The following is a 17046-nucleotide window of genomic DNA, read 5'->3' on the forward strand; positions in this document are numbered from 1 at the left end:
CGCCGCGATCGCGGCACTGACTGCCACTGTGGTCGGTCCCACGTTCTGCGGGCAAGGGTGGTGCCGGGCGGGCAGGCTCCCACGGATGCGTCCGAGACCGCCGTCCGCGGGAACCGGATCCGCCGACGACGGCGTGTCCGGCGGTACCCGACGGCTGCGCCTGCTGCAGGTGGCCTCGTTGACCAGTACCTGCGACCGGTTCGCGATCGCGCCGCTGCTGGTGCCGATCGCGCACGGTTTCGGCGTCCCGCTGGCCGCAACCGCCGGCGTCGCCGGTGGCTACTTCCTGGCCTACGGGCTGATGCAGGTCGTGTGGGGCCTGCTGTCGGACCGGCTCGGCCGGGTCCGGGTGATGCGCCTGGCGCTGCTCGGCGCGGTGCTCGGCGGGATCGCCTCGGTGCTCGCCCCGACGCTGCCGGCGCTGCTCGCGGCCCGGGTGCTGACCGGCGGCTGCGTGGCCGCGCTGATCCCGGCGGCGCTGGTCTACGTCGGCGACACCTGGCCGGCCGCGGTGCGCCAGCGCCCGCTGTCCGACGTTCTCGCCGCCTCCGCGTTCGGCACCGCGGTCGCGACGGCCGGGGCCGGGCTGCTGTCCGATGTGGCCGGCTGGCGGACGGTGTTCGGGATCTCCGCGCTGGCGTGTGCCGGCCTGGCCGTCGGGCTGCGGGCCCTGCCCGAGCCGCCCGGCGCCACCGGCGGCGTGACCCGGGGGTGGCGGTCGCTGCTCGGCCCGCTGGGGGTGGTGCTGGGCGAGGGCTGGGCCCGGGCGGTGCTGCTGTTCGCCTTCGTCGAGGGGGCCGTGGTGCTCGGCGTGCTCACCTACCTGGCGCCGGCGTTGCAGGCCGGCGGCAGCACCGCAGCGGTGGCCGGGCTCGCCGCGGGCGGGTTCGGCGTCGGCGGGCTGGTGCTGTCCCGGCTGGTGCGACGCCTGGTCGGCCGGTTGGCCCCGGCCGTGCTAGCCGCGGTCGGCGCGACGTTCCTGGCCGCGGCGTGGATCCCGCCGTTGCTCCTGGTTCACCCGGTCACGGTGGTGCTGGCCGGGCTGCTGCTCGGCGGGGCGTGGGCGTTCCTGCACTCCACCCTGCAGGCATGGGCCACCGAGGTCACCCCGCAGGCCAGGGCCACCGCCGTCGCGCTGTTCGCGACCCTGCTGTTCCTGGGCAGCTCGGCGGGCACCGCGGCCGGCGCCCCGCTCGCCGACGCCGGCCGGTTCACCCTGCTCTTCGCCGCCGCCCTGACGGCGTCGGTCCCGTTGGGGGTGGCGGCTTCGCTCGCCCGTGAGTGGTTTTCGCGGTCAGGACCGCGATAACCACTCACGGGCCGCTAGGCGTAACGGTCCCGCAGCTCGCGCTTGACGAGCTTGCCGGTCGGGGTGCGCGGCAGGAAGTCGGTGAAGTCCACCGAGGACGGTGCCTTGTAGCGCGCGATCCGCTCCTGGACGAAGCCGATCAGCTCCTGCTCCATTTCCGGCCCGCCTTCGGCGCCCTCGGCCGGCTGCACGACCGCCTTGACCTTCTCGCCCATCTCCGGGTCCGGCACCCCGATCACCGCGACGTCGAGCACCTTCGGGTGCAGCGCCAGGCAGTCCTCGACCTCCTGCGGGTAGATGTTCACCCCGCCAGAGATGATCATGAATGCCTTGCGGTCGGTGAGGAAGAGGTAGCCGGCCTCGTCGACGTAACCCAGGTCGCCGCAGGTCGTCCAGTTCGGGTGCTCGGGGTGCTCCGCGGCCTGCGTCTTGGCTGGGTCGTTGTGGTACTCGAACGGCCGGACGTCGCGTTCGAAGTAGACGGTGCCGATCTCGCCGGGCGCGAGCTCGCGGCCCTCCTCGTCGCAGATCCGGATGGTGCCCAGGCCCGCCCGGCCGACCGAGCCCGGCCGCTCCAGCCACTCCGCGGAGTCGATGAAGGTGATGCCGATGGCCTCGGTGGCGGCGTAGTACTCGTGCAGCACCGGGCCCCACCAGTCGATCATCGCCTGCTTGACGTCGACCGGGCACGGCGCCGCAGCGTGGATGGCGACCCGCAGCGACGACAGGTCGTAGCGCGCCCGGACCTCCTCGGGCAGCTTCAGCATCCGGACGAACATCGTCGGTACCCACTGCGAGTGGGTGACCCGGTACCGCTCGATCAGCACGAGCGCCTGCTCCGGGTCGAACCGCTCCATCACCACGACCGTGCCGCCGAGGGCCTGCACGGTGGCGCTGAACCGCAGCGGTGCCGCGTGGTAGAGCGGCGCGGGGGAGAGGTAGACGGTGTCGGTGTCGAACCCGTACATCGGGCCGAACAGCGCCTGGTAGGTGTCACCGGGCTCGTCGACCTGGCGTTCCGGCAGCGTCGGCTTGATCCCCTTCGGCCGGCCGGTGGTGCCCGAGGAGTAGAGCATGTCGGCGCCGCGCGGCTGGTCGGCCGGCGGCGTGGCGGTGGTGCCCGCCAGCTCGGCGTCGTAGTCGGCGTACCGGGTCGCACCCGGGACCTCGCCGCCGAACGCCAGCCGGACGGGGGTGTCCACGTGGTCCTCGATCGCGGCGGCCAGCCCGGCCACACCGGAGGAGACGATCAGCGCCTTCGCGCCGCAGTCCCGGACAATGTAGGCCGCCTCCGGCGCGGACAGGTGGTGGTTGACCGCGGTGATGTAGAGCCCGGAACGCTGCGCAGCCCAGTAGACCTCGTAGACCCGCAGGGTGTTGTCGCAGACCAGCGCGACGACGTCACCCCGGCGCAGGCCGGCCGCGTGCAGGTAGTTGGCCAGCCGGGCCGAACCCTCCTCGAGCGCGCCGAAGGTGAGGGTCCGGCCGGAGCCGGCCATGATCGCGGCCGGCTTCTCCGGGTCGGTGGCGGCGTGCGTGCCTGGAAACATCGTGGCCTCTCGACGGTGGGGGCGCGCCAGGACGGCGGCTCGTGCTGCGTCCCGATCCTGCCATCCCGGGAGACCGCGGGGCCCGCGGTGAATCTGCGGCTTCGGCCACTCCCGCTAGTGGGCGTTCTGATACGCCTCGAGAACCGACGACGGTATACGGCCGCGCTCCGAGATCTTCATGCCCTGCCCGATCGCCCATTCCCGGACGGCGCGGTTCGCGGCCCGTTCCGAGGCGCTGGAACCGTTCGACGACGACGGTGCTCCCGACCCGGCCGCCGCGCCGGACCGCCTGCCGGTGACCCGCCGGCCCGCGGCGACGTAGGGGGCCAGGGATTCGCGCAGCCGCTCGGCATTCCCGGAGGACAGGTCGATCTCGTAGGTGCGGCCGTCGACGGCGAACTCCACCTGCTCGTCGGCCTCGTTGCCGTCCAGGTCGTCGACCAGGGTGATCGTCGTCTGCTGCGCCACGTCGTCGTTCCTTCCGGGGAATCCGAGCATCCGAGTGGATGAAAGAGCGGACGGTTCCACGACCCGGGAAGGAGGCATGGAACCGTCCTGCGAACCGAATGGTCAGAACGATAAGGGATGCCGATGTGCCGTGTCGAACCGGACCCGGAAAAGGGTTCGCGACCCGTTCTACGGTAACTGCGGATGCGGCGTACGGGTGCGGTGGAATCGGCCGAAAGGCGAACCCGGCCGGATCGGCGGGGCGCTGCGATTCACCCGGGCGTGGGCCACCACGGTTCGGTCGGGACGGTGTCCGGGGTCGCGTCGCGCAGGTCGACCCGCTCGCCGGGCCGGGGGAGCACCAGGAGCACGTCGGCGGCCGCGGCGGCCTTGCGTGCCCGCTCCACCGGCTCGTCCCACGGGTGGAAGCCGAGGTTGAAGGTCGCCCAGTGCACCGGCAGCATCACCCGGCCGTCGAGCTCTCGGTGGGCGGCGACCGCCTGCTCGGGATCGAGATGGATGTCCGGCCACAGCTCGGCGTAGGCCCCGACCGGCAGCACGGTCAGGTCGAACGGGCCGTGCTCGGCGCCGGTGCCGGCGTGCACCCGGCTCGGTCCGGAGTCGCCGCCGACGTAGACCGAGTGCCGCGGTCCCGCCACCTTCCAGGCCGCCCACTGGGTGGTGTTGCGCCGGAACCCGCGCCCGGAGAAGTGCCGGGTCTCCAGGCAGGTGAGGGTGAGCCCGGCGACGTGCACGACGCCGTCCCAGTCCCGCTCGACGACCCGGTGCGCGGGCACCCCCCAGGCCCGCAGGTGCGCTCCGACGCCGAGCGGCCCGACGAACAGCGCCGAGGTGTCCCGGGCCAGGCGGGTGACCGTCGGGCGGTCGAGGTGGTCGTAGTGGTCGTGGGACAGCAGCACCACGTCCGCCTCCGGCAGTGCCGCCAGCGGTGCCACCGGCGAGTGCAGCCGGCGCGGCCCGGCGAACGGCACCGGCGAGGCGAACTCGGACCAGACCGGGTCGACCAGCACCCGGCGGCCGTCCACCTCCAGCAGCACGCCCGCGTGGCCGAGCCAGGTGAACGCGAGGTCGCCGGGGGCGGCCGGGACCTGTAGCGGCGCCACCGGGATCGGGCCCCGCGGCGCCCCCTGCGAGTTCCGGCTGCGCAGCATGTTCACGATCATGCGGAGGGAGGCCTTCGCCGGGGGCAGGCCGGCCTCTGTGTTGGCGAAGAACCCGTCCCGCGCGTGCGGCGAGCTCTCGGCGAGCCGGGCCAGCTCGGCCCGGGACGCGCCCAGGTTGCGCCGGACGTGCAGGCCGAGTCCGGCGGCGCCGGCGGCCAGCAACAGGGACGTCACGGCGGAGGAGCGGGCGGTGCGGGACACGATCACCACAGTACGAACGCCGGCGCCGCGTCCCCACCTAGGCTGTCGATCGTGACGGACGCGACAGCGGGACCGGTGGAGACCGAGCGGCGTGGGCACGTGCTGATCGTGCGGATGCGGCGCCCGGAGAAGCGCAACGCGGTGGACGCCGGGATGACCGCGGCCCTGGACGAGGCCCTGAACACCCTCGACGACGACCCGGACCTGTGGTGCGGGGTGCTCGCCGGCGACGCGCAGGCGTTCAGCGCCGGGACCGACCTGGCGGCAGGCTCCGGCGGGCCGACCCCGCGGGGCGGGAACTACGGCGTCGTGCGGCGAGACCGGCGGACCCCGCTGATCGCCGCGGTCGAGGGCGTCGCCTACGGCGGTGGGTTCGAGATCGTGCTGGCCTGCGACCTGGTGGTGGCCGGCCGGGACGCCAGGTTCGCGCTGCCGGAGGTGGCTCGCGGGCTGGTCGCGAACTGCGGTGCGCTGTTCCGGGCCCCGCGCCCGCTACCGCTGAACGTGGCCAAGGAGCTGCTGATCACCGGCCGGCCGATCGGTGCGGAACGCGCGTACGCGCTGGGGCTGGTGAACGACCTGGTCGGGGTCGGCACGGCGGAGCAGGCGGCGATCGTGCTGGCCGAGCAGGTCTGCCGGAACTCGCCGCTGGCGGTGTCGGTGTCGCTGCGCGCGCTGGAGCGGGTGGTGGCCGAGCCGGACGACCGCGGCTGGACGGCGACCGAGGTGGCGTCCGCGGCGATCGAGAACTCGGCGGACCGGGCCGAGGGCGTCGCGGCGTTCCTGGAGAAGCGGGAGCCGCGGTGGACGGGCCGCTAGGGCCGCCGGCCATGGAGGGCCGGGCGCGGCGCGAGGAACTGGTCGTCCTGCTGCAGGACTACGCCGGCGAGGCGGAACTGCTCGGCCAGGCGTTCGCCGGACGGCACGGCCTGCACCCGACCGACCTGCAGGCGCTGCTGGCGGTGATGCGCGCCGACACCGCAGGCGAGCCGCTCACCCCCGGTGCGCTCGGTGCCCGGCTGGGCCTGTCGACGGGGGCGACGACCGCACTCGTCGACCGCCTCGAACGGGCGGGTCACGTACGCCGCAGCCGCGAGTCCGCCGACCGGCGGCGGGTCACGCTGCGGCACGGTGAGACCGCCGCGGAGGTCGGTGCGGCCTTCTTCGGCCCGCTCGGTGCGCGGATGGACGAGGCACTGGCCGGGTTCGACGACGCCGACCTCGCCGCGGCCGCTCGGTTGCTGTCCGCGGTGAACACCCTCGTCGCCCGCTACCGCGCAGACCTCGCCGCCGGGCGGCCCGACCCACCTCCGGACGCACCGCCCTGATCGACTCCCGCCGAGATGCGGCTCAGCGGGCCGTGGAGATCCACGATTCCCGCTGAGCCGCATCTCGGCGGGATCGGCGAGCACCGTTCACCCGCGGTGCGTCAGGGTGGCGGTCACGCGTTCGCGGCGGCGGTGTCCAGGTAGTCGGCGAACTTGGCGCGGGCGGCCTCGGCCCGGGTGGGGACGTGCTCGGTGGGCACGTCGACCGGGGTGTAGCCGCGCAGGATCCGCCGGGCGACGGACTCCTTGTGCACCTCGTCCGGGCCGTCGTAGATCCGTGCGGCGCGCGCGGCCCGGTACATGTGCTCCAGTGGCAGGTCGCCGGAGAAGCCCAGCGAGCCGTGCACCTGGATCGCCCGGTCGATCACGTCGTGCAGCACCCGGGCACCCCAGTACTTGATCATGCCGATCTCGATCCGGGCGTTCGAGGCGCCGACCTGGTCCATCGTCCAGGCCGCCTGCAGGGTCATCAGCCGGGCGGCCTGCATCTCCGCGGCCGAGGTCGCGATCATGTCCTGGATCATCTGCTTGTCGGCCAGCCGGGACTTGCTCGCGGTCCGGCTCACCGCACGCTCGCAGAGCATGTCGAAGGCCCGCTTCGACTGGCCCAGCCAGCGCATCGCGTGGTGGATCCGGCCCGGACCGAGCCGCTGCTGGGCCAGCTTGAACCCGTCGCCGGGGTTGCCGACCAGGTTCTCCACCGGCACCCGGACGTCGCGGTAGAACACCTCGGCGTGCCCGCCGTAGAGCTCGCCGCCCACGTCGGGGTGGTCCATCACCGGGATGTCCCGGGCGACGTCGACGCCCGGGGTGTCGGTCGGCACGATGATCATCGACGCCCGCTGGTACGCCGGGGCGTCCGGATCGGTCACCACCATGACGATCAGGAAGTCCGAGGCGGAGGCGTTCGACGAGAACCACTTGTGCCCGTTGATCACGTACTCGTCGCCGTCCCGGACGGCGCGGGTGGTGAGCATCGTCGGGTCGGCGCCGGCGCCGGGCTCGGTCATCGAGAAGCAGGACCGCAGCTCGCCGCGCAGCAGCGGGTGCATCCAGCGCTCCTTCTGCTCCGGGGAGCCGCCGAGCGCGAGCAGTCCGGCGTTGCCGGAGTCCGGGGCCTGGTTGCCGAAGATCCCCGGCGCGAACCGGCACTGGCCGAGGATCTCGTGCATCAGGCCGAGCGAGACCTGCCCGAAGCCACCGCCGCCGAGCTCCGGCGGCAGGTGGGCGGCCCACAGGCCCTGCTCGCGGACCCTTTCCTTGAGCGGGGCGGTGATCCGGGCGAACGTCTCCCGGTCGAGGTCGAGGGTCTCCAGCGGGATGATCTCGTCACGGACGAAGCCCCGCATCCACTTGAGCTTCTCCTCGAACTCCGGATCGGTGCTGAAGTCCCAAGCCATGGTGCGGACCACCCTTCACGCGCGTCGTTGCCACCGCGAACCTAACCCCCGCCCCCGTTGCGGAGCCATAGCGCGCTGTGGAGGTGCGCGGGCTCGCGTCGTGGGGCCGACGTGCGGTCAGGGGTATGGGCAGGGTGGCGGGGAGCGCGGGGCGTTGCGGGGTCCGGTGTGGCGGGGGAGGCTGCGGGGCATGACCGACAGCGGTGTCGCTACCCATCCCGCCGGCGTCCCCGCGGACCTCATGTCCCTGTCCTACGAGCCGCTCACCCCGACGGCCTACCTGGACCGGGCTGCGGCCTCGCACGGGACGCGTACTGCCGTCGTCGACGGGGACCGGTCCTGGACCTACGCCGAGCTGCACGAGCGCTGCCGGAAGCTGGCCGGCGGCCTGGCCGCGATCCACGGCGGGCGCCCGGTCGCCGTGCTCGTGCCGAACACGCACGTCGGGCTGGAGGCGGCCTTCGGGGTGCCGTGGTCCGGCGCCGCGCTGGTCGCGGTGAACACCCGGCTCTCGGCCGGCGAGGTCGCCTACATCCTCGAGCACGCGAACGCGTCGGTGCTGGTCCACGACCCGGATTTCGACGAGCTCGTCGCCGACGCGCTGGGCCGGCTGGACTCCCCGCCGCAGGTCGTCCGGGTCGGTGACGACTACGAGCGCCTGATCACCTGGGGCGAGCCGACCGCGGTCACCCCGGACGACGAGCGGGCGCTGCTCTCGATCAACTACACGTCCGGGACGACCGGCAACCCCAAGGGCGTGATGTACCACCACCGCGGCGCCTACCTGCAGGCGCTGTCGATGGCCGGGCACACCGGGCTGACGCCGTCGTCGGTGCACCTGTGGACGCTGCCGATGTTCCACTGCAACGGCTGGTGCTTCCCGTGGGCGGTCACCGCGGCCGCCGCGACGCACGTCTGCCTGCCGAGGGTGGAGCCCGCCCGGATCTGGGAGCTGATCCGCGGCCACGGTGTCACCCACCTCAACGGTGCCCCCACGGTGCTGTCGATGATCGCCTACGCACCGGAGGCCCACACCGTGCAGACGCCCGTGAAGGTCGCGACCGGGGGTGCGCCGCCCAGCCCGGCGATCCTGCGCCGGATGGCCGAGCTGGGTTTCGAGGTCACCCACCTCTACGGGCTCACCGAGACCTTCGGGCCGGCGATGATCTGCGACTGGCAGCCGGAGTGGAACAACCTCGACGAGGACGCCCAGGCCCGGATGAAAGCCCGCCAGGGGGTCGGGAACATGATCGCCTGCGCGGTGCGGGTGATCACCGACGACGGCTCCGACGCGCCAGCCGACGGGCAGACCACCGGGCAGATCGCGTTGCGCGGCAACAACGTCATGCTCGGCTACCTGAAGGACGAGCAGGCCACCCGGGACGCGGCGCCGGACGGCTGGTTCCGGACCGGTGACATCGGCGTCATGCATCCGGACGGCTACGTCGAGCTCCGCGACCGCTCCAAGGACGTGATCATCTCCGGCGGGGAGAACATCGCCAGCGTCGAGGTGGAGCAGGCGATCGCCGACCACCCGGCGGTGCTGGAGGCGGCGGTGATCGCCGTCCCGGACGAGCGCTGGGGCGAGGTGCCGGCCGCCTACGTGACGCTGCGGGAGGGCGCGTCGGCGACCGAGCAGGAGATCGTCGAGCACGTTCGGGCCCGGCTGGCCCGGTTCAAGGCGCCGAAGAGCGTCACGTTCACCGAGCTGCCGAAGACGTCCACCGGCAAGATCCAGAAGTTCGTGCTGCGGGACGCGGCCTGGTCCGGCCGGGACCGCAGGATCGGGTCCTGACCGACCGTCACCGAGCCAGAGACTCAGCGAGCCTGCGCCAGCGCGCTCATCGACGTCCACTCGTCCCAGGGGATCGTCCAGTCGTAGAGATCGCCGTCGGCGGCGGTGAGCGGCTGCGAGCTGCCGGTGACCTCGACCGGGTCGCCGAACGTCGCGGACGCGAAGAACTCCTTCGCGTCCTTCGTGGACAGGTTCACGCAGCCGTGGCTGACGTTCCGGCGGCCCTGCGCGTCGGACGACGACGGGTTGGCGTGGATGAACTCGCCGTTGTTCGAGATCCGCACCGCCCAGAACTGCGGCTCGTCGACGTAGCCGTAGTCCTCGTTGGTCATCAGGACCTTCTGCGACTTCGCCATCACCACGTGCACGCCGGAGCGGGTGACCCGGCGCGGGTCGGACTCCATCCCGTAGGAGGCGTCGTAGCTCGCGACCTCCCGGCCGTCCCGCACGACGACGATCCGGTGACTCCGCGTGTCCGCCCGCACGATCTGGCTGCGGCCGATGGTGAAGCTCCGGTCGAGGTCCCCGTCCGCCCAGCCGGCCGCGCCGAGGTCCAGCCCGTGCAGCGCGGCCCGCACCCGCACCCGCGTGTGCGCCGGCCAGTACTCCCGCGGCCGGTAGTGCACCCGCGAGCCCTCCGCGGTGTCCGGCAGCCAGGCCCAGGCCCCCTCGACCGGTTTCGACGTCGTCACCGTGAGGGCCTTCTCGACCCGGGCCTTCGCCTCGTCGGACAGGTCCTTCTCGAAGCTCAGCACCACCGGCGCGCCGACCCCGACCTCGCCGCCGTCGCGGATGTTCATCGCGGCCTCGACGGTGTCGTCCGGGGCGACGGTGGCGAACGCGCCGGTGAGCGGGCGGGTGCTGCCGTCCTCCAGCGTCCAGGTGCCCGACCAGCGGTACCGCGTCCCGTAGTCGAACGGGGCGGTGCTGGTCCAGGTCCGGGCGTCCGGAGCGAGGGTGCCGGGAACGGGGCCGTCGTCCCCGGTCAGCGCGACGTCGTGCAGGGTCCCGGCGCTGACCTGCGCCCGGGCCGGACCCGAGGGTGCGGCCGGCGGCCCCGGCCGCGGCGCGGTGGTCAGGACCGGGGGCGGCGGTGCGGGCCGGGCGTCCGGGATGATCCGGTCCAGCGCCCCGGCAAGGTTGCGGGCCACGCCGGCGCCGAACCCGCCGGAGGCCATCGCCGCGGTGGCCCCGGCGACCAGCGCCGCCGTCGCCAGCAGCGCGGTGAGGAACACGGCCGCGCTGCGCCGGTGCATGGAGCGACGCCGGCGGCGCGGCGTGTGCCGGCCGCACGAGTCGTCCCAGGACCGGTTCATGCGACAGATGATCGCATCTCGGATAACCCACACGGGGTAGGCGACACGTCATCGTTCGATCACGCGGCGGCGTGCGCGGGACGGCGGTCCCCGGAGCGCGGCACGTGGTCGCGCGCGTCGCGGACGGGTGCGAGGCTCGGGGCCATGAGCTACGACGTCGCCGCGGTCCGCGGCCGGTTCCCCGCGCTGCGGGCCGGGATCGCACACTTCGACGGCCCCGGGGGCTCGCAGGTGCCGGACACCGTCGCCGGGGCGGTGGCGGGCGCGCTGACCTCACCGCTGGCCAACCGGGGGAGCGTCACCAGTGGGGAGCGGTCCGCGGACGCGATCGTGCTCGGCGCCCGCGCCGCCGTTGCCGACCTGCTCGGCGCCGACCCGCGCGGGATCGTGTTCGGCCGCAGCATGACCGCGCTGACCTTCGACCTGGCCCGCACGCTGGCCGCGACCTGGTCGTCGGGTGACGAGATCGTCGTGACCCGGCTGGACCACGACGCCAACGTCCGGCCGTGGGTGATCGCCGCCGAGGCCGCGGGCGCCACCGTGCGGTGGCTGGACTTCGACCCGGGGACCGGCGGGCTCGACGACGTCGCGCCGCTGTTGAACGATCGGACCCGCCTGGTCGCGGTGACCGGGGCGTCCAACCTGATCGGGACGATGCCGGACGTCCCCGCGATCGCGGAGCAGGTGCACGCCGCGGGCGCGCTGCTCATGGTCGACGGGGTGCACCGGACCGCGCACGTCCCGGTGGACGTGCGGGCACTGGGCGCGGACTTCTACGCCTGCTCGCCGTACAAGTTCCTCGGCCCGCACTGCGGCGTACTCGCCGCCGACCCGGATCTGCTGGAGACGCTGCGCCCGGCCAAGCTGGCGCCGTCGTCGGACGCCGTGCCGGAGCGGTTCGAGCTCGGCACCCTGCCCTACGAGCTGCTGGCCGGGACGAGCGCCGCCGTCGACTTCCTGGCCGGGCTGGACGCCGGCGCACCCGGCGCCACAGCCACCGGCGACCGGCGGGCCCGGATCACCGCGTCGATGACGGCGGTGGCCGCGCACGAGGAGCCGCTGCGCGAGCGGATCGAGTCCCACCTGCTCGGGCTGCCCGGCGTGACGGTGCTCTCGCGGGCCGCGTCGCGCACGCCGACCCTGCTGGTGACCGTCGACGGCCGGGACCCGGCCGAGGCGTACCGGTTCCTGGCCGGGCGGCGGATCGCGGCGCCGGCGTCGTCGTTCTACGCGCTGGAGTGCTCGCGCCGGCTCGGCCTGGGCGACACCGGGGCGCTGCGGATCGGGTTGGCCTGTTACACCGACGACGCCGACGTCGAGCGGCTGTTGACGGCGTTGTCCGAGTTCACCGGGGCCTGAGCGGAGCTGACATCGGGTACCGAATCACATATGTGAGACTGTTCAGGTGACTCGACTGGCGGCGCTCGGCCTCCTGCTGCTCCTGCTGGGGGCCGGCTGCTCCGCACCGGCTCCCGCACCGGCCGCACCGGGCTGCGTCCCGGACGCGCCGCCTCCGCCCACCGGCACCGTGGAGTTCGAGCAGGCGAGCAACGTCGAGATCATCGGGGCGGACGGCTACCGCGTGCTGACCGTGCGGCAGCCCTACCCGGGTGGTGCGCCGCAGTCGGTCGTGCTGGTCGGCTGCGGGCAGCCGGACCCCGCTCTGCCCGCCGACCTCGCCGGGGCGCCGGTGCTGCGCACCCCGGTGACGGGGATCCACGCCGTCTCGACCACCCCGCTGCCGTTCGTCACCGAGCTGGACGTGCTGCCCACGCTGACCGGTGTCGGCGGCCTGGACCTGATCAGCGACCCCGCGGTGCGGGCGCACGTCGAGTCCGGTGCGGCGGAGGAGTTCGCCCCGGCCGACATGATCAACGCCGAGCAGGTCGTCGCCGCGTCGCCGCCGGTGGTGCTCTCCGGGGGCACCGACGACCCGGCGTTCGCGGCGCTGGCGGCGGCCGGTATCCCGGTCGTCGGCTGGGCCGACTTCCTGGAGTCCGGCCCGCTCGGCCAGGCCGAGTGGATCAAGGTGATGGGCGCGCTGACCGGCCGGGACGCCGAGGCGGCCGCCGCCTACGACGTGGTCGCGAGCCGCTACGACGACCTCGCCACCCGGGTCCGCGGGTCAGCGCCGACGCCGATCGTCGCCGGCCAGCCCTACCAGGGATCCTGGAGCGTGCCGTCCCTCGGCTCCACCTCGGGCCGGCTGCTCGCCGACGCCGGGGCGAGCTGGTCCGGGCAGGACGCCCAGGGCGGCGCGGTGCCCTCGTCGCTGGAGGCGGTGCTCGCCGCGGACGGCGACGCCCGGATCTGGCTGGCCGACGGCCCTTGGCGGACCACCGCCGACATCGCCGCGAGCGACCCGCGGCTGACCGCGTTCGCGGCCGCCGGGCCGAGTGGGCAGGTGTGGAACCGGGACAAGCTGCGCGGCCCGACCGGCGGGAACCAGCTCTTCGAGCGCGGCGTCGCGCACCCGGACGAGGTCCTCGCCGACCTGGTGTCGATCCTGCACCCGGAGCTGCTGCCGGGCCACGAGACGGTCTACTACCGGCAGGTGCCCGCCGGATGACCCGCTCGGCGACCCGTCCCGTGACGCCGACGGCGGACCGGGCGGGACAGCGCTCCGGCCGGCGCGCCCCGCTGGTCCTGCTCGCGCTGGCGTGCGGCGGAGCGGTGCTGTTCGCGCTGGCCGTCGCGACAGGGTCGGTGCCGATCTCCCCGCTGCGGACCGGGTCGGCGCTGCTCGGGCTCGGGTCCGGCGACGCGCGGCTGGACGTGCTGGTGACCGATATCCGGGTGCCCCGGGCGGCGACCGCGGCACTGGCCGGCGCCGGGCTGGGCGCGGCCGGGCTGCTGACCCAGACGTTGTTCCGCAACCCGCTCGCCGAGCCGTACGTGCTCGGCGTCAGCGCCGGGGCGGGACTCGGGGTCGCGCTGGTGACGACGCTCGGGACCGCCGGTGCGATGGCCGGGTTCGCCGGCGGCGGCCCGGGCGCGGTGCTCGGCCCGATCGGGCGGCTCGGGACGGTGGCCGCCGCCGCGACCGGGGCCGGTGCCGTGCTCGGGGTCGTGCTGCTGCTCTCCCGCGCGGCCCAGTCGGTGACGGCGCTGCTGGTGATCGGGGTGATGCTCGGCTCGATGGTGACCGCGCTGGTCAGCCTGCTGCTGGTGTGGACCGACCCGCGCTCGGCGCAGCAGTTCCTGGTGTGGGGGCTGGGCAGCGTCGACGGCGTCGCGACCGCTGAGCTGCCGGTGCTCGGCGGCATCGTCGCGGCCGGGCTGGTGGCGGTGGGGTTGCTGGCGAAGCCGCTGGACGGGCTGCTGCTGGGGGACGACTACGCCCGCACCGCCGGCGTCGACGTCGCCCGGCTGCGCGGGGTGGTGCTGGTGGTCGCGGCCCTGCTGGCCGGGGTGGTGACGGCGTTCTGCGGGCCGATCGGGTTCCTCGGGATCGCCGTGCCGCACCTGGCCCGGCTGGCGGTCGGGACGTCCCGGCACCGGGTGCTGATCCCGGCGACGGCGCTGACCGGGGCGCTCGTCGGGCTGGCCTGCGCGATCGTCGGGCACCCGCCGGGGACCAACACCGTGCTCCCGCTGAACGTGGTGACCTCGCTGGTCGGGGCGCCGGTGGTGATCGCCGTGCTGCTGCGGGCCCGGCGCGGCCGGGTGTGGTGATCGGGGGCATGATGCGTGACGACGGGGTGCCCGCCACGCAGGGCCGGTCCGCCGGGCTGGTGCTGTCCGGGCTGGCGGTGGGGCACCGGCAGCGCCGCGCCGCCACCACCGTGCTGTCCGGGGTGGACGCCACAGCCGGGCGCGGCGGGCTGACCGTGCTGCTCGGGCCGAACGGCGCCGGCAAGTCCACGCTGCTGCGCACCCTCGCCGGGCTGCAGCCCGCGCTGGTCGGGACCGCCGCCCTCGACGGCGACGACCTGTTCGCGCTGCCCGCCGCGGCCCGCGCCCGGCGGGTCGGGGTGGTGCTCACCGACCGGCCCGATCCGGGCCTGCTGACCGGCCGCGACGTCGTCGAGCTGGGGCGGCTGCCACACACCGGGGCGTCCGGCGTCCTCGGGCCGGGCGACGACGCCGCCGTCGACGAGGCCCTCGACGCGGTCCGCGCGGGGCCGCTGGCCGGGCGCCGGATCGGTGAGCTGTCCGACGGCGAGCGGCAGCGGCTGATGGTGGCCCGCGCCCTGGCCCAGCGGCCGTCCCTGCTGCTGCTCGACGAGCCCTCGGCGTTCCTCGACGTCGCGGCCCGGGTCGCGCTGCTCGGGCTGCTGCGCCGGCTGGCCCGGGAGCAGGAGCTCTGCGTACTGCTGTCCACCCACGACCTGGAGCTCGCGTTGCGGCTGGCGGACGCGGTGTGGCTGCTCGACGGTGCCGGCCGGTTCGCGACCGGCACGCCCGCCACGCTGTCCCGGAACGGCTCCGTCGGTGCCGCGTTCGACACCACGGAGCTGGCGTTCGACCCGGACTCCGGCACCTTCCGGCTGCGCACCGGCTGACCCGCCTGCGGTGCCGCGTGCCGTGAGCGTGCGCGGGATCCATACCCGTGCGGCCCCGGTCACCGTGCCCGGTATCACCCGATCGTCGCTCCGTCCTGCGGATGCGGCCCGGTCGGGCACGACCCGGCGCGGGCACGGTCGCGGTGCACGGGCCCGCGCCGCAACACCGCCGTCCCCGTCCGCGCCGCCGCCGCGCGGCCGGGGCCCGGGGGTCGCTAGGTTCGGCGCCGTCACCCCGCGGCCGCGCGCATCCCGGCCGCGACGAACCGTCGAGGAGACCCGATGACCGACGCCGCGAGCGCGGCCGAGCTCGAGTCGCTGCTGCTGTCCCGGTCGCTGGGCGACCCGGAACTGGCCGCGGCCACCGAGCGCACCCGTGACACCCCCGTGCTGCCGGACGTCTCGGTGGTCAAGGTGGGCGGGCAGAGCTTCGTCGACCGTGGCCGTGCCGCGGTGTTCCCGCTGGTCGAGGAGCTGCTGGAGGCCCGCGGGACGCACCGCCTGCTGATCGGCACCGGCGGCGGCACGCGCGCCCGGCACGCCTACGCGCTGGCCGCCGAGCTCGGCCTGCCCACCGGTGTGCTGTCGTCGGTCGGCAACGCCGTCGCGGGGCAGAACGCCCAGATGCTCGGCTACCTGATGGCCCGCCACGGCGTTCCGGTCGTCGCGGGTGGCGGGTTCGCGGCGCTGCCGCTGTACCTGTCCGAGTCCCGGGCGGCGATCTTCGCCGGGATGCCGCCGTACGCGATGTGGCAGCCGCTGCCGGACGAGGGCGTCATCCCGCCGTACCGCACCGACGCGGGCTGCTACCTGGTCGCCGAGACCTACGGCTGCCAGAACATGATCTTCGTGAAGGACGAGGACGGCCTGTACACCGCGAACCCGAAGACCGACCCGGACGCCACGCTGATCCCGGAGATCACGGTCGATGAGCTGGTCACGCTCGACCTGCCGGACCTGGTGATCGAGCGCCCGGTGCTGGAGCTGATGCAGCGCGCCCGGCATGTCCGCAGCGTCCAGATCGTGAACGGGCTCGAGCCCGGAAACCTGACCCGTGCCCTGGCCGGCGAGCACGTCGGCACGATCATCACCTCCGGAGCCACCCGATGAGCAGCAACCACACCAAGGACGTCGAGTCCGCGCTGGCCCGGCAGACGCTGCTCGACCGCGACCAGGTCCGCCCCGTCGACCAGCAGCAGCCGGTGATCCGGATGCTGCCGCGGCTGCGGGTGGTCGTCCTGGGCGGGCGTTCGATCATCGACAAGGGCCGCGACGTACTGCTCCCGCTGGTCGACGAGCTGCGGGCGGCGCTGTCCGGCGACCCGCTGCTGATCTGCACCGGTGCCGGGATCCGGGCCCGGCACGCGCTCGGCGTCGGGCTGGACCTGGGCCTGCCGATCGGTGCGCTGGCCGAGCTGGCCGGCCGCGAGGCCGAGCAGAACGGGCACCTGGTCGCGGCGCTGCTGGCCCAGGAGGGTGTCGCCTACCTCGGTCACGAGACCGTCGCGCACCAGCTGCCGGTGCACCTGGCCGCGTCGAACGCCGCGGTCACCAACGGGTTCCCGCCCTACGGCATCCACGAGTTCCCCGCGGAGACCGGGAAGATCCCGCCACACCGCACCGACGCCGGCTCGTTGCTGCTGGCCGACGCGTGGGGTGCGGCGTCGCTGACCTACGTCCGGGACACCTCGTGCAGCCAGGGGACCGCCGAGGTCTCGGTCGACGAGCTGCTGGCCGGGCCTGCCGGCGCCCTGCCGGTGGACCGGGAGGCGCTGGAGATCCTGCGCCGGGCCAAGCACGTCCGCTCCGCCCGGGTGATCGACGGGACCACCTCGGGGAACCTCACGAAGGCACTCGCCGGCGAGGCCGTCGGCACCCTGATCTCCACCTGACCATGATCAGCGGTACGCCGGGGCTGCCTCGCTGCCGCCGGCAGCGCTGGTGTACCGCTCGACCGGGCAGTGGGGCAGCGGGGCAGAGTGGGGCAGCGGGGCAGTGGGCGGGGGCGAGT

Annotated in this window: 14 protein-coding genes and 1 pseudogene; 10 read left to right on the forward strand and 5 right to left on the reverse strand. The window is 74.4% G+C overall.

Annotation, left to right across the window (positions count from 1 at the left end; genetic code table 11):
* Positions 1-85 precede the first annotated feature (85 nt).
* Positions 86-1309: an MFS transporter gene (locus ACLFMI_RS00895; protein ID WP_410945749.1), complete on the forward strand. Its 1224-nt coding sequence runs from the start codon at positions 86-88 to the stop codon at positions 1307-1309.
* 14 nt (positions 1310-1323) lie between these two features.
* Here the strand turns inward: ACLFMI_RS00895 and ACLFMI_RS00900 are convergent, their stop codons facing one another.
* From ACLFMI_RS00900 to ACLFMI_RS00910, 3 genes are all read right to left on the reverse strand, one after another.
* The gene (locus tag ACLFMI_RS00900) at positions 1324-2859 is read right to left on the reverse strand and encodes an acyl-CoA synthetase (protein ID WP_410945750.1); all 1536 of its coding nucleotides are present in this window, start codon (positions 2857-2859) and stop codon (positions 1324-1326) included.
* 114 nt (positions 2860-2973) lie between these two features.
* Entirely contained in the window at positions 2974-3327 is a 354-nt protein-coding gene (locus tag ACLFMI_RS00905; protein ID WP_410945751.1) for a histone-like nucleoid-structuring protein Lsr2, read from the reverse strand.
* A gap of 251 nt (positions 3328-3578) precedes the next feature.
* Positions 3579-4691 carry an MBL fold metallo-hydrolase gene (locus ACLFMI_RS00910; RefSeq protein ID WP_410945752.1) on the reverse strand — a complete coding sequence of 371 codons (1113 nt, stop codon included), beginning with the start codon at positions 4689-4691 and terminating at the stop codon, positions 3579-3581.
* Positions 4692-4742: 51 nt separating this feature from the next.
* On the opposite strand from ACLFMI_RS00910, the gene ACLFMI_RS00915 reads away from it, so the two are divergent.
* Together ACLFMI_RS00915 and ACLFMI_RS00920 are read left to right on the forward strand one after the other, a co-directional pair.
* Entirely contained in the window at positions 4743-5510 is a 768-nt protein-coding gene (locus tag ACLFMI_RS00915; protein ID WP_410945753.1) for an enoyl-CoA hydratase-related protein, read from the forward strand.
* Complete coding sequence (locus ACLFMI_RS00920) at positions 5495-6019, forward strand: MarR family winged helix-turn-helix transcriptional regulator (RefSeq protein ID WP_410945754.1); 525 nt, start codon at positions 5495-5497, stop codon at positions 6017-6019. The genes ACLFMI_RS00915 and ACLFMI_RS00920 overlap by 16 nt, the downstream gene beginning before the upstream one ends.
* Before the next feature lie 113 nt (positions 6020-6132).
* On the opposite strand, the gene ACLFMI_RS00925 is transcribed toward ACLFMI_RS00920, so the two are convergent.
* Positions 6133-7419 (reverse strand): acyl-CoA dehydrogenase family protein, encoded by a 1287-nt coding sequence (locus ACLFMI_RS00925; RefSeq protein ID WP_410945755.1) that lies wholly within the window; start codon positions 7417-7419, stop codon positions 6133-6135.
* 190 nt (positions 7420-7609) lie between these two features.
* Here ACLFMI_RS00925 and ACLFMI_RS00930 point away from each other — a divergent pair, with 190 nt between their 5' ends.
* Positions 7610-9214, forward strand: coding sequence for an AMP-binding protein (locus ACLFMI_RS00930; RefSeq protein ID WP_410945756.1), 1605 nt, complete (start codon positions 7610-7612; stop codon positions 9212-9214).
* Positions 9215-9237: 23 nt separating this feature from the next.
* Here ACLFMI_RS00930 and ACLFMI_RS00935 read toward each other — a convergent pair whose 3' ends face one another.
* A complete protein-coding gene (locus tag ACLFMI_RS00935) occupies positions 9238-10530 on the reverse strand; it encodes a L,D-transpeptidase (RefSeq protein WP_410945757.1) in 1293 nt (430 codons plus the stop codon).
* Between the two features lie 144 nt (positions 10531-10674).
* Here ACLFMI_RS00935 and ACLFMI_RS00940 point away from each other — a divergent pair, with 144 nt between their 5' ends.
* From ACLFMI_RS00940 to ACLFMI_RS00965, 6 genes and pseudogenes are all read left to right on the forward strand, one after another.
* Positions 10675-11889 carry a cysteine desulfurase-like protein gene (locus ACLFMI_RS00940; RefSeq protein WP_410945758.1) on the forward strand — a complete coding sequence of 405 codons (1215 nt, stop codon included), beginning with the start codon at positions 10675-10677 and terminating at the stop codon, positions 11887-11889.
* A gap of 46 nt (positions 11890-11935) precedes the next feature.
* Positions 11936-13099: an ABC transporter substrate-binding protein gene (locus ACLFMI_RS00945; protein WP_410945759.1), complete on the forward strand. Its 1164-nt coding sequence runs from the start codon at positions 11936-11938 to the stop codon at positions 13097-13099.
* Positions 13096-14205: a FecCD family ABC transporter permease gene (locus ACLFMI_RS00950; protein WP_410945760.1), complete on the forward strand. Its 1110-nt coding sequence runs from the start codon at positions 13096-13098 to the stop codon at positions 14203-14205. The genes ACLFMI_RS00945 and ACLFMI_RS00950 overlap by 4 nt, the downstream gene beginning before the upstream one ends.
* Before the next feature lie 122 nt (positions 14206-14327).
* Positions 14328-15035 (forward strand): annotated as a pseudogene (locus ACLFMI_RS00955) (ABC transporter ATP-binding protein); the annotation flags it as partial.
* A 282-nt stretch (positions 15036-15317) separates the two neighbouring features.
* A complete protein-coding gene (locus tag ACLFMI_RS00960) occupies positions 15318-16145 on the forward strand; it encodes an amino acid kinase family protein (RefSeq protein WP_410945761.1) in 828 nt (275 codons plus the stop codon).
* Positions 16142-16927, forward strand: a complete 786-nt coding sequence (locus tag ACLFMI_RS00965) for an amino acid kinase family protein (RefSeq protein ID WP_410945762.1) — start codon at positions 16142-16144, stop codon at positions 16925-16927. The genes ACLFMI_RS00960 and ACLFMI_RS00965 overlap by 4 nt, the downstream gene beginning before the upstream one ends.
* Positions 16928-17046 lie beyond the last annotated feature (119 nt).

It is taken from the genome of Pseudonocardia nantongensis (assembly GCF_046546495.1).
Lineage (GTDB): Bacteria > Actinomycetota > Actinomycetes > Mycobacteriales > Pseudonocardiaceae > Pseudonocardia > Pseudonocardia nantongensis.